Annotated in this window: 18 protein-coding genes and 2 pseudogenes; 7 read left to right on the top strand and 13 right to left on the bottom strand. The window is 63.5% G+C overall.

Annotated features, from left to right (window positions below; genetic code table 11):
* Window position 1 precedes the first annotated feature (1 nt).
* The 6 genes from choW to LDZ27_RS14625 all read right to left on the bottom strand — a co-directional run bounded on the left by choW (window position 2) and on the right by LDZ27_RS14625 (window position 4,938).
* Window positions 2-904, bottom strand: a complete 903-nt coding sequence (gene choW / locus LDZ27_RS14650) for a choline ABC transporter permease subunit (RefSeq protein WP_244816722.1) — start codon at window positions 902-904, stop codon at window positions 2-4.
* Window positions 897-2,075 carry a glycine betaine/L-proline ABC transporter ATP-binding protein gene (locus LDZ27_RS14645; protein WP_244816721.1) on the bottom strand — a complete coding sequence of 393 codons (1,179 nt, stop codon included), beginning with the start codon at window positions 2,073-2,075 and terminating at the stop codon, window positions 897-899. The genes choW and LDZ27_RS14645 overlap by 8 nt, the downstream gene beginning before the upstream one ends.
* A gap of 242 nt (window positions 2,076-2,317) precedes the next feature.
* The gene (locus LDZ27_RS14640; RefSeq protein WP_244816720.1) at window positions 2,318-2,935 is read right to left on the bottom strand and encodes a flavin reductase family protein; all 618 of its coding nucleotides are present in this window, start codon (window positions 2,933-2,935) and stop codon (window positions 2,318-2,320) included.
* Window positions 2,936-3,162: 227 nt separating this feature from the next.
* A complete protein-coding gene (locus tag LDZ27_RS14635) occupies window positions 3,163-3,315 on the bottom strand; it encodes a hypothetical protein (RefSeq protein ID WP_008354186.1) in 153 nt (50 codons plus the stop codon).
* Between the two features lie 205 nt (window positions 3,316-3,520).
* Entirely contained in the window at window positions 3,521-4,105 is a 585-nt protein-coding gene (locus LDZ27_RS14630; protein WP_244816719.1) for a hypothetical protein, read from the bottom strand.
* 149 nt (window positions 4,106-4,254) lie between these two features.
* Window positions 4,255-4,938 carry an MgtC/SapB family protein gene (locus tag LDZ27_RS14625; RefSeq protein WP_244816718.1) on the bottom strand — a complete coding sequence of 228 codons (684 nt, stop codon included), beginning with the start codon at window positions 4,936-4,938 and terminating at the stop codon, window positions 4,255-4,257.
* 107 nt (window positions 4,939-5,045) lie between these two features.
* Here LDZ27_RS14625 and LDZ27_RS14620 point away from each other — a divergent pair, with 107 nt between their 5' ends.
* Entirely contained in the window at window positions 5,046-6,158 is a 1,113-nt protein-coding gene (locus tag LDZ27_RS14620) for an AGE family epimerase/isomerase (RefSeq protein WP_244816717.1), read from the top strand.
* A gap of 6 nt (window positions 6,159-6,164) precedes the next feature.
* Here LDZ27_RS14620 and LDZ27_RS14615 read toward each other — a convergent pair whose 3' ends face one another.
* Entirely contained in the window at window positions 6,165-7,706 is a 1,542-nt protein-coding gene (locus tag LDZ27_RS14615) for a methyl-accepting chemotaxis protein (RefSeq protein WP_244816716.1), read from the bottom strand.
* Between the two features lie 250 nt (window positions 7,707-7,956).
* Here LDZ27_RS14615 and LDZ27_RS14610 point away from each other — a divergent pair, with 250 nt between their 5' ends.
* Complete coding sequence (locus LDZ27_RS14610; RefSeq protein WP_244816715.1) at window positions 7,957-8,394, top strand: PaaI family thioesterase; 438 nt, start codon at window positions 7,957-7,959, stop codon at window positions 8,392-8,394.
* A 98-nt stretch (window positions 8,395-8,492) separates the two neighbouring features.
* Here LDZ27_RS14610 and LDZ27_RS14605 read toward each other — a convergent pair whose 3' ends face one another.
* The 4 genes from LDZ27_RS14605 to LDZ27_RS14590 are packed head-to-tail and all read right to left on the bottom strand — an operon-like array spanning window position 8,493 to window position 12,073.
* Entirely contained in the window at window positions 8,493-9,341 is an 849-nt protein-coding gene (locus LDZ27_RS14605) for an ureidoglycolate lyase (protein ID WP_244816714.1), read from the bottom strand.
* A 44-nt stretch (window positions 9,342-9,385) separates the two neighbouring features.
* Window positions 9,386-10,129 (bottom strand): SDR family oxidoreductase, encoded by a 744-nt coding sequence (locus tag LDZ27_RS14600; RefSeq protein WP_244816713.1) that lies wholly within the window; start codon window positions 10,127-10,129, stop codon window positions 9,386-9,388.
* A gap of 52 nt (window positions 10,130-10,181) precedes the next feature.
* Window positions 10,182-11,030: an amidohydrolase gene (locus tag LDZ27_RS14595; RefSeq protein WP_244816712.1), complete on the bottom strand. Its 849-nt coding sequence runs from the start codon at window positions 11,028-11,030 to the stop codon at window positions 10,182-10,184.
* Window positions 11,027-12,073 carry an aldo/keto reductase gene (locus tag LDZ27_RS14590; RefSeq protein ID WP_244816711.1) on the bottom strand — a complete coding sequence of 349 codons (1,047 nt, stop codon included), beginning with the start codon at window positions 12,071-12,073 and terminating at the stop codon, window positions 11,027-11,029. The genes LDZ27_RS14595 and LDZ27_RS14590 overlap by 4 nt, the downstream gene beginning before the upstream one ends.
* 285 nt (window positions 12,074-12,358) lie before the next feature.
* On the opposite strand from LDZ27_RS14590, the gene LDZ27_RS14585 reads away from it, so the two are divergent.
* Window positions 12,359-13,159, top strand: coding sequence for an IclR family transcriptional regulator (locus LDZ27_RS14585; protein WP_370653424.1), 801 nt, complete (start codon window positions 12,359-12,361; stop codon window positions 13,157-13,159).
* Window positions 13,160-13,242: 83 nt separating this feature from the next.
* Entirely contained in the window at window positions 13,243-13,788 is a 546-nt protein-coding gene (locus LDZ27_RS14580) for a hypothetical protein (protein ID WP_244816709.1), read from the top strand.
* 2 nt (window positions 13,789-13,790) lie between these two features.
* On the opposite strand, the gene LDZ27_RS14575 is transcribed toward LDZ27_RS14580, so the two are convergent.
* Window positions 13,791-16,190: a GNAT family N-acetyltransferase gene (locus LDZ27_RS14575; protein ID WP_244816708.1), complete on the bottom strand. Its 2,400-nt coding sequence runs from the start codon at window positions 16,188-16,190 to the stop codon at window positions 13,791-13,793.
* A 242-nt stretch (window positions 16,191-16,432) separates the two neighbouring features.
* On the opposite strand from LDZ27_RS14575, the gene parA reads away from it, so the two are divergent.
* The 3 genes and pseudogenes from parA to LDZ27_RS14565 all read left to right on the top strand — a co-directional run.
* Window positions 16,433-17,095, top strand: a complete 663-nt coding sequence (gene parA / locus LDZ27_RS14570; protein WP_244816707.1) for a ParA family partition ATPase — start codon at window positions 16,433-16,435, stop codon at window positions 17,093-17,095.
* A gap of 24 nt (window positions 17,096-17,119) precedes the next feature.
* Window positions 17,120-17,225: pseudogene (locus LDZ27_RS29035) on the top strand (chromosome partitioning protein ParB); the annotation flags it as partial.
* A gap of 83 nt (window positions 17,226-17,308) precedes the next feature.
* A pseudogene (locus tag LDZ27_RS14565) lies at window positions 17,309-18,181 on the top strand (ParB/RepB/Spo0J family partition protein); the annotation flags it as partial.
* A gap of 41 nt (window positions 18,182-18,222) precedes the next feature.
* Here LDZ27_RS14565 and LDZ27_RS14560 read toward each other — a convergent pair.
* A complete protein-coding gene (locus LDZ27_RS14560) occupies window positions 18,223-19,587 on the bottom strand; it encodes a replication initiation protein (RefSeq protein ID WP_244816705.1) in 1,365 nt (454 codons plus the stop codon).

Below are 19,587 nucleotides of genomic sequence, written 5' to 3'. Positions count from 1 at the left end.
ATCAGCCTTGTTGCGCAGCCGTCGCGCGGCGCACGCGCATCACGCTGCGAAGGCCCGAAAGAAGCGGCGCGCGCGCCATGCCGGGCGAACGCCCGAAGCTCTCCGTGATGCGATCGAGGATGATCGCGAGCAGCACCACGGACAAACCGCTTTCGAACCCAAGCCCGATATCGAGCCGCTGAATGCTCGCGAGCACGTCGTTGCCGAGGCCGCCCGCGCCGACCATCGACGCGATGATGACCATCGAGAGCGCCATCATGATCGTCTGGTTCACGCCCGTCATGATCGACGGCAGCGCGTTCGGAATCTGCACCTTGTAAAGCAGTTGCCATTGCGTGCAGCCGAACGCCTGTCCCGCTTCGACGATCTCCCGATTGACGTGCTTGATACCGAGCGACGTGAGGCGCACGGCAGGCGGCATCGCGAAGATGACCGTCGACAGAATGCCCGGCACGCGGCCAAGACCGAAGAGCATCGCGGCGGGAATCAGATAGACGAACGCGGGCATGGTCTGCATGAGATCGAGCACCGGACGCACGGCCATTTCGACGTACCGGCTCTTCGCCATCCAGATACCAAGCGGTATGCCGAGCAACAGGCTGATGAACGTCGACGACAAGGTAAGGCCGAGCGTGATGACCATCTGATCCCAGAAGCCTGTTGCATAGACGAGCAGCAGCGAGAGCAGCGTGAAAGCCGCGAAACGCCAGCCGACGCGCCACAAGCCGATGCCGACGAACAGCGCCATGAGCGCCCACATCGGAATGGACTGCAAGCCGTGTTCGATGACCGCGGCGAAGCTCTCGATCACCTTGCCGATGGAATCGAAGGTTTTCGCGTCGTGGTCGAGCAGATAGTGGACGCCGTGATCGACCCAGCTACCGAGCGGAATGATTTCAGACATGGGAACCTCGATGGCGCGTTAGGACCTGCAGCACGTTCGTCTTGTTGACCGACCCGCAATACGAACCGTCCGCCTCGACGACAGGCAGCGGCGCGCGGCTCGCGACCACGCGGTTCACGACGTCGTCGAGCGCCATGCTGCGCTCGATGCATTCGACCTGATTGACCTGCGGCGCCGCCTGACCGTTCGCATCACGCCCGACGAAGCCGCGAATGCGGCGCTCGCCATCGAGCACGAACGCATAGTCCGCGCTGCCGTTGAGCGTCGCCGCGACGACCGACGCGTCGAGCTTCGGCGCGTGCTTCATGAGCGGCACGGCGTCCGTCTGCATGAGATCGCCCGCCGTCAGATAGCGGCTCGTGTCGATGCCTTCGAAAAAGGCCTCGACATAATCGTCGGCGGGATTCGTGATGATTTCCTGCGGCGTGCCGATCTGCACCACGCGGCCGCCTTCCATGATCGCGATGCGCGTGCCGATGCGCATCGCTTCCTCGAGATCGTGCGAGACGAAGAGAATCGTGCGGCGCTGCTCGCGCTGAAGGTCGAGCAGCACGTTCTGCATTTCCTTGCGCTTCAACGGATCGAGCGCGGAGAACGCTTCGTCCATGATCATCAGCGAAGGATTGACGGCGAGCGCCCGCGCGAGACCGACGCGCTGCTGCATGCCGCCCGACAATTGCGACGGCAGCTTCTGCGCGAATGGCGCGAGGCCGACTTGTTCGAGCACGGCCATCGCGCGCTTTTCGCGTTCCTTGCGCCCGACGCCCGCGACTTCGAGGCCGAACGCGGCGTTGGACAAGACCGTGCGTTGCGGCATCAGCGCGAAGGACTGGAACACCATGCTCATGTCCTTGCGACGCAGCGCCGTGAGTTCCGAGCGCGGCACGGCGGCGACGTCGCGGCCGTCGATCAGCACTTTCCCGGCGGTCGGATCGACGAGCCGGTTGATGAGGCGGATCAGCGTCGATTTCCCCGAACCGGACAGGCCCATCAGCACGAAGATTTCGCCTTCCTTCACGTCGAACGAGACGTTGTGAACGCCGACGATCTGCCCGGTGCGCGAAAAAACCTCCTCCTTGGTCGCGCCGCCCGCGAGCATGTCGAGCGCCTGTTTCGGGCTGTTGCCGAACACCTTGCACAGTCCTTCGACGACTACCTTGGGGGAATTCATCGAAATCTCCGAAAAAAGCGTGCGGACGCGCGTCCGCGCTGTGCATACATGGTTGCCAGAAAAAAGTGCTGCGAGCCGACTATTTGCGACAAACAGATGTGGAAATACGACACTGCGATGTCGCACTTCCACTGTAGGCGCGGCAACGCCCTTGTGCGACAAGGGTTTGCGCGAAGCGAAGGGAAAAACCGGCGGTTTTCAGCTTGTCGCGCCGGAACAAGTCGCGGCGCTCTCCGGGGCTTTCAGGCGCTCGGGCGCACCATCTGGAACATCTCGCCGATCTCGGCATAGTCGGCGCGATAGCCGGCACGCATGATCGGGCGGGCGGCGGCGGTATCGAAAAGGCCGTCTTTCAGGAATTCGCCGCGGATATGCACCCCGACCACCTGGCCGAGCGCGAGCCAGTTGTTCATCGGCTCGCCGTCGAGATTCGTCAGACGAATCACCTGCAACAGACGGCATTCGAGCGCGGCGGGCGATTCCGCGACGTGCGGCACGGCGACATTGCGGCCCGGCGCTTTGGTGAGGCCCGCGAGTTCGAATTCGTCGACATCCGGCGCGACGGGCGCGGACGTGCGATTCATGCGCTCGGCGAGCGGCCGCGTCGACATGTTCCAGACGAATTCGCCGGTCGCCTCGATGTTGCTGATGCTGTCCTTGCGGCCTTCGCTCGAAAAGCCGATCACGTAGGGAAAGGTCGCGAATGCGCCGAAGAAGCTGTACGGCGCGAGATTGATGCCGCCAGTGGCAGTGCGACTCGAAATCCAGCCGATGACGCGCGGCGCGACGATGGCCTTGAACGGGTCATGGGGCAGGCCGTGGCCTTGGCTGGGATCGTAGAAATGGACGTCGGCGGTCATCTCGGGCGGCGCGGTGCGCGGAGGTTCGTGAGACCGGAAAGGATACCGCGGCTCTTCGCCGGACGACGCGAAGCTATTTGGCGAGGGGGCGGGGAAAGGTGTGGAGAACTGCGTGGTGAACTGCTAGAAAAAGTACAGCGGTACGGCTAAATGGCGGGCGGGGTGTGCGGCGATTGCCGTCGCGTTTTGCTGGTGTTGGTGTATCCCGCGCCGCCTTCAGTCACGCATTACAGACGGAAGCCGAAAGCCGTGCCGCGTGCCTTGCGCTGACGCTCCGATTCACGGAAACGCGCTTGATACGAGTAGTCTTTGTCCATTGGCAGGTGCGCCGATTCGAACATCGAAGCAAATTTTTGAAGCAGGGCGAAGAGATAGCTCATGTCGGACTCCGGTTGATGTTTGAGGGTTTTCCCTTAGCGATGATTATAGGGTTGGCCCTGACGGATTCCTAGTGCAATGCAGCATTTCCACGTCGGAAATGTGGTAGTTTTTCTACACGAACGGAAATTTCGGCCGATTAGAAAGGGGACAGCACGTGCACGCGCGACGCATCGGCGATGCCTCGGGGAAGCGGTAAAGATTAGGTCAATGCGCCGATGGATCGGCGCGTTCTTCAGGCGACGCGCCGGCAATGCCGAAGCGCGAAAAGAAAAAAGTCTGAGCGATGCCGGTGGCGAACGTCGCGAGCATGGCGCAGGCGGCGACGGCGAGCAGCACGCCCGCATGCCGCGCGCCGCCCGCGTCCGCTACCGGCGACAAGGCCGAAGACGCCACGCTGGCCGGCCGCGCGATTGCGATAGCTTTGGTCCGCGCGTTAACCGGCGCGGGCGCATCCGCGATTAATTCGCCTTGTTGTGGCGTCGGCGTCTGCCCCGAAACCGAAGCAGCCTCTGCCTCCGCCTCCGCTGCCTGCGGACGCGCCCCACGACGCCGCGCCGTCGATTCCACCGCAGCCAGAAACACCTCCGGCAGCTCGAAGCCCTCGAACGTGCCCTGACGAATGTCCGTGTTCATTGCCTGGAGCGTCGCGCGTTCGGCGTCCTCGGCGAAGAGGTCGAGCGTTTCGCCGCATGCCGCCGATGCGTCCGCGCGGCGGCGGCGGGGCTTCGCGGTCGAGGCGGGATCGTCGGAAAGAATGTCAGGATTTCGGGTTACTGCAGAATCGGGCATAGGTCGAAAAGCTGCGCTCTGCTGACGCGCGACATGCGACGCGGTCCGGCATTGATTTCGAGAGGCCGCATTGTCGCACGGCCGCGCGCCTTATCCAGCGGCTTTGTGCGGTGTTTCGCGGCCAACGCGCGAGCCGCCGGGCGCGCCGGTCAATTCGCCTCTTCCTCGCGGAAATCGCGCACCACGTCGAGTTGCCGCAGGCGCTCGCAGATCGTCTGATATTCCCGCGCCGACACGCGCGACAGCTCGACCTGCACCTCGTCCAGATCCGGCGATTCCTCGCTTTGCTGAACGACGAACTGCTTCACGCGCACACTGCCCGTTCCGAGCGCCTCATGCAGTCCGTGAAACGAGAGCGAGCCGCGATCGACGAGCATCGTCAGTTGCCGGCGCTGCCTGACGGTGATGAAGCGGCGCTCGAGCGGCTTCAGTCCCGCGAGAATCACGAGGATGATCGCGGTCGCCGCAATCGACGCCGTGTACAGTCCGCCGCCGACCGCCAGCCCGATCGCGGCCACGGACCAGAGGCTCGCGGCGGTCGTCAGGCCGCGCACGATCTCGCCGCGCATCAGAATCGACCCCGCGCCGAGAAAGCCGATGCCCGAGACGACTTGCGCCGCCACCCGCGACGGATCGAGCACGACGTGTTCCGCCTTCAGCGCGTCCGCGAAACCGAAGGCCGAAACGATCATGATGAGCGCCGAGCCGACGCACACGAGCATGTGCGTGCGCAGCCCGGCCGCCCACGAAAGCCGTTCGCGCTCGAAGCCGATCACGCTGCCCAGCATGGCGGCCATGACGAGCCGCGATACGAGTTCGACGTTGCTCAACATGTTCGTTATCTCCACGCGTTGACTGGCCGCGGCGCGCCCGGCCCGGTTTGCTATGCTTCATCGGCGGGCCTCGGAGCCCGTTCGACACACCTCATATTCCCTGTCTTATGCAAGATCAACCTACGCATGGCGCGCCGGCGGCACCGTCGACGAATCCGGATTCAGGCGCGGCGCTGCGCGCGCATTATGCGAGCGCCGTGTTGCCCGTCTGGCGCGGCGCCGGCTTCAACGCGGCGCTGCGCCTGCCGTTCGAAGCGGTCAATCCCGACGATCACGCGCCGCTGCCGCCCAAGCGTTATCGCGCGATGGCGTGCGCGCGGCAGCTTTTCGTTTTCTCCGATGCCGGCGATCTGAATCACGCCGCGACGCTCTTCGATTCGTTGCGGCACTACTTTCAGGACAAGCGCCACGGCGGTTGGTTCTATAGCGTGGATGCAAACGGCGCGCCGCTCGAACGCCAGAAAGACTTGTACACGCACGCTTTCGTCGTGTTCGCGTGCGCGCACTACGCGCGCCAAAGCGGGTCGGCGGATGCATTCGCGCTGCTCGATGAAACGTCGCGGCTGATCGAAGCGCGCTTCGGCAACGGCGGCGATGTCCTGAATGCGGCGCTCGCGGAAGACTTCGCGACGACGCTGGAAGGACCGCTGCAGAATCCGCTGATGCATCTGGCCGAAGCGTGGCTCGCCGCGCGCGATGCCACAGGCGATGCCGCCTACGACACGCGCCTCGCCACGCTCGCGCAGACGGTCGCGCGTTTGTTCGTGCACGAGCCGACCGGCTGCATCGCCGAATTGCCGGTGGGCGCGGCGGGCAACCGGCTGGAGCCGGGGCATCAGTTCGAATGGTATTTTCTGGCGATCGGCAGCCGGCACGCGGCGTTCGAATCGGCGGGATTGAACGCCCGCCTGGAACGCGCGTTCGACTTCGCGCAAAGATACGGCATCGACGCGCGAACGGGCGGCGTCGTTGCCGCGCTCGACGAAGCGGGCAACGTCATCGACGGAACGGAGCGCATTTGGGCGCAGACCGAATATCTGCGCGCGCTCGCCACGCGCGGCGACGCGCTCGGCCAGCAGATCGAACGTTATCGCGCGCGCTTTCTGCATGCGCGCGGCTGGGTGGAATGCCGGTCGGCCGATGGCAACATCAGCCGCGCCGATATGCCATCGACCACGCCGTATCACCTCGCCACGGCTTACGCGTCGCTGCCGGCCTGAGCGCGATCAGGCGATCTGGAACACCGAGACCGCCGCCTTCAACTGTCGCGTCTGTTCGTGCAGCGACGACGCGGCAGCCGCCGCCTGTTCGACGAGCGCCGCGTTCTGCTGCGTCATCTCGTCCATTTGCGTGACGGCCTGGTTCACCTGCTCGATGCCGACGCTCTGCTCGAGCGACGACGCACTGATTTCCGCCATCATCTGCGTGACGCGCGAGATCGACGTGGACACTTCGCGCATCGCGGCGCCCGCGCGCTCGACCAGTTCTGAGCCGTCGCTCACTTGCGCGACGGATTCGCCGATCAGCTCCTTGATTTCCTTCGCCGATTGCGCCGAGCGCTGCGCGAGCCCGCGCACTTCGCCCGCGACGACCGCGAAGCCGCGGCCCTGCTCGCCCGCGCGCGCCGCCTCGACTGCGGCGTTCAGCGCGAGAATGTTGGTCTGGAACGCGATTCCATCGATGACCGAAATGATTTCCGCGATCTTGTCCGAACTCTGCGCGATCACGCGCATCTTCTCGACGACATCGTCCACGACACCCGATCCGCGCGACGTCGCTTCGAGCGCTTCGCCCGCGAGCGTGTTGGCCTCGCGCGCATGTTCGGCGTTCTGGCGCACGGTGGCGGTCAGTTCTTCCATGCTCGACGCGGTTTCTTCGAGCGACGCCGCCTGATTCTCGGTTCGCGCGGACAAATCGGCGTTGCCGCTCGCGATTTCGTCGGCGCCGAAGTTGATCGAATCCGACGTTTCGCGCACGGTCTTCACCGTGCCGGCGACGCTCGCCTGCATCGTGGCGAGACCCGCGAAGAGACGGCCGATCTCGTTGGTGCCGCGATCCGCGATGCGTTCGTCGAGACGCCCTTGCGCGATGCGCTCGAAGTGGCGGCCGGCTTCTTCCAGCGGCGCGATCACGCCACGGCGCAGCGCGAAATGCACGAATACGATGCCCGCGATGAGAAGCGCCGCGACCGCGAGACCGACGGCGCGGAACAACGCGTAGCGCGTGTCGATGGATTCGAGATACGCATTGCTCGACGCATTGCCGAAATCAACGAACTTCTGCTGTTCCGCGAGGTAGTGGTCCTGGAAGCCCTGCGTCGGCTGGTCCAGGAACGCCTGAATGTTGTTCGAATCGAGATACTGAACCAGTTCCGAGAGCGCCTTCGCGTAGTCGGCGTATTTCGCCTGCAGCGCGTTCGTGCGCGCCGTGTTCTCATCGTTCGTCTTCGGCGCATTTACGAAAGCCGCGAACGACTTGTCGGCGCTCGCGAGTTCCTCACGCGCGTGCTGCACGATCTCGACCGGCTCCGTGCCGCCGCGCACCATGCGCGTGCCGGCGCGCGAGAGGTTGATGCGCGCGTCCATCAGATGCTGCGTGGTCTTGTTGACCGCGTTGACCTGCTGCAACGCGATGTCCGACAGGTTGCCGACATCGTCGTGCGTGCGCGAAAGCGACCAGAACCCGAGGCCTTCCGTCGCCAGTTGAAACACGCAAAACACCACCAGTACGGCAAGCAAACCTGACGCAACCTTGATTTTTCCAAACATCACTTCACCCGAATTTCCGTGTTGACCGTTCCATGACGGCGACAGTGCGGGTTTACGGCAAGGCGGGCGCGGAGCTTGAATCGTTTGCCCTTGAATGTGTCTATGCGAGTGGATCGCGAGCGCGCGTGCTATCGGCGCGGATGTGTCGAAACGAAGCATTGCACGTTTTTTGCCGAACTTTCTTGCACAGCGCGCGAACGCCCCCTATTGTCTTTGCAGGACGGCGCCGTCCCCACCAAGGAGTGTCCGAATGGCCGAACTCGTCGATATCGCGCGCGGTGCGCTCAATGCGCAACCGTTCAGCGCCTTGCTCGGAACCAAGCTGATGCAGGTCGATGCAGCAAGTCTCACGCTGTGTCTGCCGATCCGCGACGAGCTGAGGCAACAACACGGCTTCGTGCACGGCGGGGTGGTGAGCTATCTGGTGGACAATGCGCTGACCTTCGCGGGCGCATTGCGGCTCGGGCCGAAGGTCGTCACGGGCGAGTACAAGATCAACTATCTGCGCCCGGCCGTCACGGGCACGCTGATGGCGCGCGCTCGCGTGGTGCATGCGGGCATGACGCAGGCGACGTGTCAGTGCGATGTCTTCGTCACCGATGGCAACACCGAGCGGCTCGTCGCCGTCGCGCAGGGAACGATCACGCGCATCGGCGAAGGCGCGGCCGAAGCGGTCTACCACGCATAGGCGTTCGCGTTTGGCTCGCGGGCAAGCAAAAAACCTCGCCAAGCGGCGAGGTTTTTCGTTGATGCGAGTGCGGCTTATTTCGCGGCTTGCTTCGCGGCTTACTTCGCCGCGACGGTCTTCTGCTGCTGCTCGCCGAGGCCCTGAATGCCGAGACGCATCGTCTGGCCGGCCTTGAGGAAAACGGCGCTCGGCTTCACGCCCATGCCCACGCCCGGCGGCGTGCCGGTCGAGATGACATCGCCGGGCTGCAGGCTCATTGTCCTGGACAGATACGCGACCAGTTGCGCAACGGTGAAGACCATCGTCTTCGTGTTGCCGTTCTGGTAACGATGACCGTCCACTTCGAGCCAAAGATCGAGCTTCTGCGGATCGGCGACTTCGTCCTTCGTGACGAGCCACGGACCGATCGGGCCGAACGTGTCGAAGCCCTTGCCCTTGTCCCATTGCGTGCCGTGTTCGAGCTGCCATTCGCGCTCGGAGACGTCGTTGATGACGCAATAGCCCGCGACGTAGTCGAGCGCGGTGGCTTCATCGACATACTTCGCTTCCTTGCCGATCACCACGCCGAGTTCGACTTCCCAGTCGGTTTTCTTCGAGTCGCGCGGGATTTCCACGTCGTCGTTCGGGCCGCAAATCGCGCTCGTCCATTTGCCGAAGATGACGGGCTCGGTCGGCACCGGCAGATTCGATTCGGCGGCGTGATCCGCGTAGTTCAGGCCGATGCACACGAACTTGCCCACGCGCGCGACGCACGGCCCGATGCGCGGATTGCCTTCGACGACGGGCAGCGACGCCGGATCGACGGCGCGCAGTTTCGCGAGGCCGGCATCGGTCAGCGTGGCGCCGGCGATGTCGTCCACGACGGAAGAGAGGTCGCGAATCTGGCCATCGGTGTCGAGCAGGCCCGGCTTTTCCTGACCCTTGGGGCCGTAACGCAGCAGCTTCATCTGATTTGATCCTCGTGTATCTGAAGTTGAGAAGCGATGGCGCGTCAGTTGGACCAGCCGCCATCGATGATGTGAATCTGACCCGTCGTGAAGGACGATTCATCGGAACCGAGATAAAGCGCCAGCGCCGCGATTTCCTCCGCGCGTCCGACGCGGCCCATCGGCTGACGCGCGACGAACGCGGCCTGCACCTGATCGACGCTCGCGCCTTGCGCCTGCGCCTGCTCCGCGATGCGCTCCTTGAGCGACGGCGACTCCACCGTGCCCGGACAGATCGCGTTGCAGCGGATGCCGCGCGTGACGAAATCCGCCGCGACCGACTTCGTGAGGCCGATGACCGCCGCCTTCGACGCTCCGTACACGAAGCGATTCGGCACGCCTTTCACGCTCGATGCCGCCGACGACATGTTGATGATCGAGCCGCCGCCCTTTTCCAGCATCGCCGGGAGAAACGCGCGGATCGTGCGATACATGGCCTTCGCGTTCAGGTCAAAGGCGAAATCCCAGTCGGCTTCGGTCGCCTCCAGAATCGAACCGGCGTGAACGTAGCCCGCGCAGTTGAAGAGCACGTCGATCGGGCCGATTTCCTTCGCGAGATCGCTAATGGCCTGTGCGTCGAGCACGTCGAGCTTGCGCGCCTCGAACGGCTTGCCTTCGAGCGATTCGACGCGGATGTCCGTCGCGATCACGCGCGCGCCCTCGGCTGCAAACATGTGCGCGGTCGCGAGCCCGATGCCTTGTCCCGCCGCCGTGATCAGCGCGGTCTTGCCTGCCAGTCTTTGTACCATCCACTGCTCCAGTCCGAGTAATTTTTGAGACATGCCGGGTATATGGCGACGCTCAAAGGCGATAGAACGCGCGGGCGTTTGCGCCGAAAATCGCCTGTTGCCCGGCTTTTCCGAGATGCGCGGTGAGACGCGTCGCAGCGGCGTGCCAGTCAGTGTAGCCGCCGTTGAGCGTCAGCACCGGCCAATCGCTGCCCCACAGCAGCCTTTCCGCGCCGAAATGCCCGATCAGGTGCGCGACGTAGGGTTGCAGCGTCACGTCGGTCCAATTTCCCGCCGCTTCGGTCGCGAGTCCGGACAGCTTGCAGCAGAGCTTCTGCGGCAGCGCCGCGAGTTGCGCGATGCCGTCGGCCCACGGTTGCCAGCCGGATACGATGCCGTCGCGTATCGGCGGCTTGGCGCCATGATCGACGACGATCCTGAGTTTCGGATAACGCCGTGCGAAATCGATCAGCGACGGTACATGCCGCGCGAAGATGAGCGCGTCGAACGCGAGATCGAGTTCGATCAGGCGCTCGATGGCATCCGGGCGCGGCGCGTGGGCGATCCATGTATCGTCGGGCAGGTCCTGGAGCATCGGGCGAACGCCCTTGAACTTCGGTTCGCGCGAGAATTCGTCGATGATTTTTACGCCGTCGACGGAATCGAGCGGAACCCAGCCGACGACGCCGGCAATGGAATCGTCGTCGCGCGCGAGATCGAGGAGATAGCGCGTTTCGTCGACCGTAGGCGCCGCCTGCACGACAACCGTGCGATCGATGCCTGCCGCCGCGCGCATCGGCGCGAGGTCGCTCGGGCCGAATGCGCGATAGAGCGGTGCAAGCGCGGGCGTGAGCCAGCCGTAGTCGCCGCGCGCCGGATCCCAGTAATGCTGATGCGCGTCGATGCGCTCGTCCGCGTTCATTGCGGCACCGGCGCGTTCGCGTGCAGCAGCCCTTCAGTGCGCAACGCGTCCCAAAGCGCGGATGGAATCCGCGTCGCAAATGATGTCGCGTTCTGGCGCACTTCGTCCGGCGTGCGGGCGCCCATCAGCACGGTCGCGACAACTTTATGCGCATAAGGAAACTGGAGGGCCGCGCTCGAAAGCGCGACACCGTGCGCCCGGCACACGCGTTCGAGGTTCCCGACGCGCTCGATGATGTCGGCAGGCGCGTCGCCATAGTTGAACTTGAGATCGCCGTGCGCGTGGGTGTCGAGGCCGCGCGCGAGGATGCCCGAGTTGAATGCGCCGCCCAGCAAGATGCTGACGCCGCGCTTCTCGCACTCGGGAAGAAGATCGTCGAGCGTGTTTTGCTCGAGCAGCGTGTAACGGCCAGCGAGCAGCGCACAGTCGATGTCGTATTCGGCCAGCGCTTCCATCACCGCAGCGCCTTCGTTCACACCGAGCCCGACCGCCTTCACGCCGCGCGACTGCTTCAGTTCGTCGAGCGCGCGAAAGCCGCCCTCATCAGTGAGTTGCCGCCAGTAACGCGCGTTGTTTTCGCCGTGCGTGTATCGGCCAATGTCGTGAATCAGCACGATATCGATGTCGACAATGCCGAGCCGCTGCTGACTATCCTCGAACGAACGGAGGATGCCGTCGTAGGTGTAGTCGTAGATCGCCTGAAACGGCAGCGGATCGACCCAGCCCTCGCTGCCGTCATAGGGCGTCGTGCGCGGCACGAAGCGGCGGCCCACTTTCGTCGAGAGAACGAAATCGCCGCGCGGATAACGTCGCAACGCATCGCCTAGACGGTGTTCCGCCTTCGTGTGGCCGTAATGCGGCGCAGTGTCGAAGAAGCGCATGCCCGCTTGCCACGCGGCATCGACGGTGGCGCGCGCCTCTTCTTCGGCCAACGCGTGATAGAGGCCGCCGAGCGGCGCGGTACCGAGCGACAACGCCGTCACTTCGAGCGATGTGCGCCCGATTTTGCGCCGGCGTAGTAGCTGCTGCGATTCATCGGTCATCGGCAAGCCTCGGTCAGTTGATGCGGTTGCGGCGCATGGAGTCACTTGGCTAGCGCGCTGCGCTTGGGGAATCGCCCTTCATCGCGAGCGCGGATGGCTGGATGCTGCGGACCGCTTCGACGAGTCAGTGAGACGGGATGCGCTCGTTCATCAATGAACGTATTATTCATAGACGCACAGAACGAAGTCAACAATGGTGGCGCACGCAGCACTCGGTGGTTTCCCCTACGCCGTTCGCCTGCGATCGCCCCTTCGCGTGAACGAATGCTCAAACTCGCCGGACTCATGAACCGACACTCGCCAAACGCCGTGGACGTAGATGACAACGACGCTGACCGCTATCGAGCCCCCGCGCTCGATAAAGGTCTCGACATTCTTGAGCTACTTTCTGAGCAGAAGTCCGGGCTGACGCGCGCCGAAATCACGAAGCGGCTCGGACGTAACGCGAGCGAGATGTATCGGATGCTCGAGCGGCTCGTTGCGCGGCAATATGTGGTGCGCTCGCCCGAAGGTGACCGTTATTCGTTGAGTCTCAAGCTGTACGCGCTTGCGCATCGGCATCCGCCGATGAATCGCCTGATCGCGGAAGCGCTGCCGGTGATGCAGCGTTTTGCCGAAGCCGCCGAACAATCGGTGCATCTCGCTGTGTACGATCGCGGCAATCTGCTCGTCATCGCGCAGGTGGACGGACCGGGGCCGTGGGGCATTTCGGTGCGGCTCGGCTCGCGCGTCGGTCTCATCGATACGGGATCGGGCCGCGTGATGCTCGCTTTTCAGACCGACGAACAGCGCGAGCACATGCTGACCGAACACACGCGAGTCAAGGGCGAACTCGCGCTCGATCGCGGCGTGCTCGACGCCGACTATCGACAGATTCGCGAAACAGGCTTCCTGACGAAGGACAGTCAGCAGACATTCGGCGTCACGGACCTGGCGTTCCCGCTGCTCGGGCCGTCCGGACAAGCGATCGCCGCGCTGACTTGCCCGTACATGCGTCGCATCGACGAGTATGTGGCGCCGACCATCGACGATGTCACCGCCCTGCTCAAGGACGCCGCTGCAGCGCTTTCGATGACGCGCGACTGACGCGCACGTATCACGTTAGAATGACGGCCCTCTCAAAAACGGCTGCTATTCCGAGCCGCCGTGTCCGACCCGACGCATCATCCATGGCGAAACTTCTTTCCGATTCCGAATTCCAGCGTTTTTCCGAACTTCAACAAAAGCAGGCGAGCTTCACGATCTCGACCGACGAAGCCGACGAGCTTCGCGACATCGTCGCGCGTGCCCAGAAAAAGCGCGACGATCGCGCTGCCGCGATGCAGGCCATCGAAGCGTACATCGCACAGTTCGACATCAGCCCTGACGAGCTTTTCTCGCCCGAACAGATCGGCGAGGCGGCGCGCACGTATGGATTGATACCGGCTGCCAAGAAGGAGCGCACGTTGCCGCCGCAACTGATCCACAACGGCAAGCCGTATCAATGGACGTCGCGCGTACTGCCGGACGAGATTCGCGCACCGCTCTTCGAGGCGTTCTCATCGGGGCAATCCGTGAAGGCGTTCATCGCGACGCCGAAAGACGCCGCGCGTTGCGCGCTCACCATCGCGCGTCTCGAGCGCGAAACGGGAAGTTCGTATGCCGAAGCATTGCTCGACGAACTTTCGCTTTCGCGCGCACAAATCGACGACGCGCTCGCAAAATTTGCCGCCTGAGTTCACGCGCCCGATTGGGATTGATCGGGCGCTTTGCTCAGCCGCATCCTGAAACCGACGACGCCCGGGTCTTCGGTTCTCGTCAGTTCGAAGCCGGCCTTGCGCGCGAGCGCGATCATGCCGGCATTCTCACGCAGTGCTTCGCCGATCAGCCATCGCGTACCGCGCTTTCGCACGTACTCGACGATGCGCGCGAGCAATAGCGATCCCAAGCCCTGCCCTTTCATGTCCGACCGCGTCGCGAGCGCGAACTCTGCCGTCTCGTTGTCGGGATCGGCGATCGCGCGCGCGACGGCGAGCGTCTCGTGCGCCGCGTCACCGTTGGCACGCGTGACGATCAAGGCCATCTCGCGGTCGTAATCGATTTGCGTCATGCGTGCGAGTTGCGAATGATCGAACCCGCGCACCGTGCCGAAGAAACGCAAACGCAGATCTTCCGCAGAGTTCGCGGCCACAAACGCGCGATGGGCGTCTTCATCCTCGGGGCGAATAGGCCGAACGGTGATACGCATGCCGCGCCAGTCGAGCGTCTCTTCAAGCGCGCGCGGATACGGCACGATCGCGAGCGGCTCGCGATGCGCGCCGAGCGTAAGCTGCGGTTCGTATGCGATGACCGAATTGCGCGTGACGTGCAACGTCAGCCGCAGCGCGACGATTTCCTCGATATAGCAGACGAGTTGGGATAGCGCGGTCAGCGTTTGCAGCAACGTCTCGACCGGCAACTCACGCGAACGCGGCGATCGGGCGATGAGGTCGCGGGCCAGTACAGGATTAAGTGGCGGCAGCGCGAATTCGTGAAGCGCGTCCGCCAGCCCCAATGCGCCTTCCGCCCTGAATTCGAACACCGGCCCGAAGACGGGATGGTTCAACAAGCGCGTCTGGATCGCGACTGCATCGACGGAATCAGAATCGGTGGGACCAGGCTTCACCGTCATGCCGAAACGAGCGAGCACGCGCGCGGCGCGTTCGCCGTTCAGTTCCACGACGCCGTTCGCGAGCGAGACGCGAATCTCGTCCTGAGCGTCGTCGATGTCTTTCGGGACGTCAGCGGGAAGGCCGTCTGGCGTCTGCATCAGCAACTCGCGGCCTCGCCGGAAATCGACAAGCCGCGCAAAGCCGCGCGCGAGCCGATGCGGCGTCGTGTGAACCGGGATGCCGTTCGCATGCAGATCGTCGCGGGTCGCGGCATCGACGCAACCGAAGAAGCAGGCCAGCAAGCCGCGGTATGCGTGTCGTCGCTCGGCGACCAACGTGCGCGCGACATCCGCTACGGGCGCGCTGTGCGTCGGTGCGTGAACGACGAAGACGGTTCCAGTGTCGCGATGCGGCGCGAGCGCTTCGAGTGCGGCGCCGAAATCGGCGGGCGATGCGTCGTCGCCAAGCAAGAGCGGATTGCCCGCCTGCGCGTTCGGCAGGGCGGCGGCGACAGCATCGCGAGCGGCGGCGGGCCACGGGGCGAGGCCATCGCCGGCAACGGAGAATGCGTCCTTCGCGAGTTCGGCGACACCGCGGTCGCTCGTAATCACGGTCGCAACGTCGCATGCGGCCACGCGCCCGACACCGAGTGTCTCGATCTCGTCCAGCAGATCGTCGAGCGAATCCACCCGCACGAGGCCTGCTCGGCGGAAGGCCGCGCCGTAAAGGCGATCGAACGGGTCGTCGCGTCCGGTGCGCAGGATCAGGACCGGCTTGTTGCGTGCCGCCGCGCGCGCAGCCGACATGAACTTGCGCGCGGCGTTGACGGTGTCTATGGCGAGGAGAATCGCGCGCGTCGATGGATCGCTCGCAAGAAAGTCGAGCACGTCGCCCGAGTCGACGTCGGCCTCATCACCGAGCGCGACGATGTGTGAAAAGCCAAGGCCGCGCGCCCGCGCCCAACCGAGAACGCCGTTCGTCAGCGCATTCGACGCCGACACCCACGCGACGCCCCCCGCTTTGACGCCACATGGCGGCGCTCCCAGACAAGCGCCATTGAACGGACTGACCACGCCGACGCTGCCGGGACCGACGACGCGCAGCAGATACGGGCGGGCCGCGCCGAGCGTGCGCGCGGTCCAGTCGTCCGCGTCGCTCGGGAGAGATCCGCGCCCCTTTGCCTGGCCGACAATGACGACCGCCTTGGTGCCGCGCTCGCCAAGACGGTCGACGAGAGACGGCCAGGTATGCGGCCGCGTGCAAAGCACCGCAACACTCGGCGCCTCCGGGAGATCATCCACGTCCCGAAAGACGGTCTGCCCGCCGAGCACGCTGTGCTTCGGGTTGACAGGCCAAAGCGAGCCGCCGAAGTCCGCGCATAAGGCCCGCGTCCAAACCATTTCGCCGATGCTTCCGGGCCGTGACGATGCTCCCACGACCGCGATGGACTTGGGCGCGAAGAGGACATCGAGATTGCGGACGGTCATGACGGCTCCAAGGCGGTTTTTGGACCAGCGGAAAGGATATAGGCGATCTGTGTAGTCGGGCGTCTGACTTTATGCGCATAAAGGGCTCATCCGGTCCAACGGGAGGCGTCGTCGACTTTATGCGCATAAAGGCGCCGGCGTGCCCTTATCCGAATGGCTAAAGCGTTGCAATTTACAGGCAAAGAACTGAAATCCGTCTAGCGCAATGTAGAATTCGACTGCGAACATTTTCGGAGTAAAAAGTGGCGGCGGAAATCATAGCGATCACGCAGCAAAAGGGCGGCGTCGGCAAGAGCACAATAGCGATGCATTTGGGCGCTGCCTTCCACGAGAAAAGCAAGCGCGTGCTCGTTGTGGACGCGGACGGACAGAACACCTTGATCCACTGGTCCAGCGCCGCGTCGGACGGCGCGGCCGGCATCCCGTTTCCGGTCGTGAACTTGTCGGAGGCGGGCGGGCAGATCCATCGCGAGATTCGCAAATTCGTGAAGGACTACGACATCATCGTGGTGGATTGCCCGCCGTCGATCACGGAGAAAGTGTCGGGCGTCGTGCTTCTTGCCGCAAGCATTGCGGTAATACCCACGTCGTCGTCGCCTGCGGATTACTGGTCGAGCGTCGGCCTCGTAAAGCTCGTCCAGCAAGCCCAGGTGATGAACGAAGACTTGCGCGCCGTTTTCCTGCTCAACAAGACAGAAGAAAAGCGGATGCTCACGCGGGAACTGAAGGTCGCGCTGGAAGAATTGGGCTTTCCGCTGCTCAAGACGCAGATTCCCACCCGCGAGTGCTACAAGCAGGCGATGGCGCTCGGCCAGACCGTGCTGCAGATGGGAGATCGCGGCTCACGACTCGCCGCTGCAGAAATCCGCGCTTGTGCCGACGAGATTCTCGGCATGCTCCCCTGACTTTATGCGCATAAAGGACCCCGCATGAAACCATCGCAGTTTGCCAAGGGCTTCAAGGCCCGCCCGGATACGACCAGCAGCGAAAAGCGAACCGCGCTGGATCGGCTGAACGCCATCGACGGTATCGTGGACTTGCAGCAAGCGTCTCAGCCTGCGGCGAATGGTCGATCGAGCGCCTTCCTCGACGAACCGGCTGAGGTGGCAAGCGGCCCCGAGTCGGACGAATATCGTGCCTGGCGTCGGGCGAATCGATACACGCCCGGGCAGGTCATCGAACTGCCTTTGAAGACGATCAAACCGAGTCCTTTCAACCCGCGTCATTTCTATCTAAAGGCTTCGATCGCGGAACTGGCCGTCAATCTTGCGAAGCAAGGGCAGCAGCAGGCGATTCATGTCATTCCCGATTACGACAACCCCGGCACGTTCTTCGTCAGCGACGGTGGCCGGCGGGTACGTGCGCTGAAAGAGGCGAATAAGGAAACAGTCAAGGCCGTCGTCGTCGATCTGCCCATTGGTATCGAGAGCTACAAGCTGGGCTACGATTTGAACGTTCAGCGGGACTCCCAGACGGTATTCGACAATGCCGTTGTCTGGCGTCGCTTTCTCGACGAGCAACACTTTCAGAGCCAGAGGGAATTGGCTGACCATCTCGGCCTTGACGAGTCGACCATCGCGGTGGCGCTTTCCATCGCCAAGTTGCCCGAGAATGTGATGCACGAAATGGTCGCGCGTTCGGACCGATTCGGGTCCAACATGGCGTATCAGATTGCCCGATACCACGCGGCGCGCGGGAGCGATGCGACGCTTCGGCTCATCAACAAGATTACTTCGGATGACCTGAGCACGCGACAAGTCGCGGACATCGTCAAAGGACGCGCCAGTGCTCAGGAACCACAGAAGACACCGGGGCGTCAGCGATATGCGCAACGGCTGGAGCTCAAGCTCGATGGCATGTCGGTCGGCGATTTGAAGTCGTATGGAGAAGATCGGCTCGAATTACGGCTGCGTGGGTTATCGCGCGAGAAGCGGGACGAGTTGCTTCAGCAGATCGAAACGATACTTCAGGGGTCGGACCTCAAAAGTTAGACCGGCGCGGGCGATGCCGCCCGTTGGCGAACCACGCGCCATTAGCCGGCGCGCGACTGACTCAGCGTGAACGCGAGCAGATCGCCATCGGTGGGCTCACCCCAAGTCTTGCGGGCGAGCCAGTCGAAGAAGGACGTTTCTGCGAGCTTCGAGTCGAGACCGCGCTTGCGCCAATCGTCGCGCATGTGGGAGCCGAGTTCCGGCAAGATGTCTTGCTCGAAATTTTGGCGCGCGAGCTCCCGTTCTTCCTCACCTTGCTCGTCGTACATGGCGCGCGCCTCCTTGCGCCGATACGCGGAAAATTCGCTGAGCAGGCGAGCCTTCAGGTCGTCCGCGCCGGACGTGGCGACCGAACCGACGCGCGGCGCTGAGCCGTTCACCGCGGTCGGCAACACCTCGACCGGAGGGGCGTAACCCTTCTTGAGCGCGTCCTTGAACAGTGCCGCCGCGCTGCGCACCGGAGGCAGCGTCGTGCTGCGCATGCGCTGCTCCGTCATTTGAAGAGCCGCGCGGATGCGATTTTCCTCGCTATCGGCATAGAGCGTCTGAGCTTCCTTCAGCGGAATCCCGATCTTCACCATGCGGTCGACCAGCGTGCTGTCGAAAACGTTCGGATGCTCGTCGAGCGCGAGCATCGGTTGCTTGCGCTCCGTGACGCGAAACTGAATTTCGGCGACGCGGCGCCCCTCGCGGTGTTCCACCAATTCCACGAAGATGTTCGTTACCGCGTTCACCTCAGCGATGGCCGGGCGCAAATAGTCGCGCTTGAAATACTTGTACTCGCGCTTCGCTTCATCCCCCGCTTCTGTGTCGGGCGTGCCGGACAGGATCGGCCGCCACCATTCCCACGTTTCGCGCATCGTCAGATGGCTGGGATTGGTCAGGTAACGGACGCATATCTCGTAGAGCGCGAGGCCCGCACTGCTTCGCAACTGGCTTTGGAACTGCAGGCTCAGACGGGCATACTGCACCGGATCGAGCAGCTTCTTTTTGATCTTCGGCGCGAATGAGAATTCGACCCAGACGCGACGCGTCGTCGGGTCTTCGAGAATTTCGGCGTCCGCGATGAGCGTCGAAATTCCCCACTTGCGACCCGGTTTCTGGCTCGACGTGCCGGTACTCCACTCAACCTGCACCGACACCATGCGGCGAAGGTGTTCTTTGACGAGAGCGGTGTCGTTAGAATCGAAGGCCGAATTCGCGACGATCTCGGACAACAGCGCGCGATAGGTATCGCCGGACTCGTCCGCCTGCTGCGCGACCGCAAGCAGCACGTTGAAGAGCTTGCGGGTTAGCAGCGTGATCTTCCCGCTCTTCGGCTGAATGGCAATGGCTTCGACCGCCTTGCGCAATTCCGCGGAGCTGGGGCTGACTACGTCGGTCTTCTTTGCGCGCTTGGTCGCCAT

This window comes from Caballeronia sp. Lep1P3 (assembly GCF_022879595.1).
In the GTDB taxonomy this organism is placed as follows: domain Bacteria; phylum Pseudomonadota; class Gammaproteobacteria; order Burkholderiales; family Burkholderiaceae; genus Caballeronia.
Note: the sequence above shows the minus strand (reverse complement) of the source record. Positions and strands in the feature narration are given on the sequence as shown.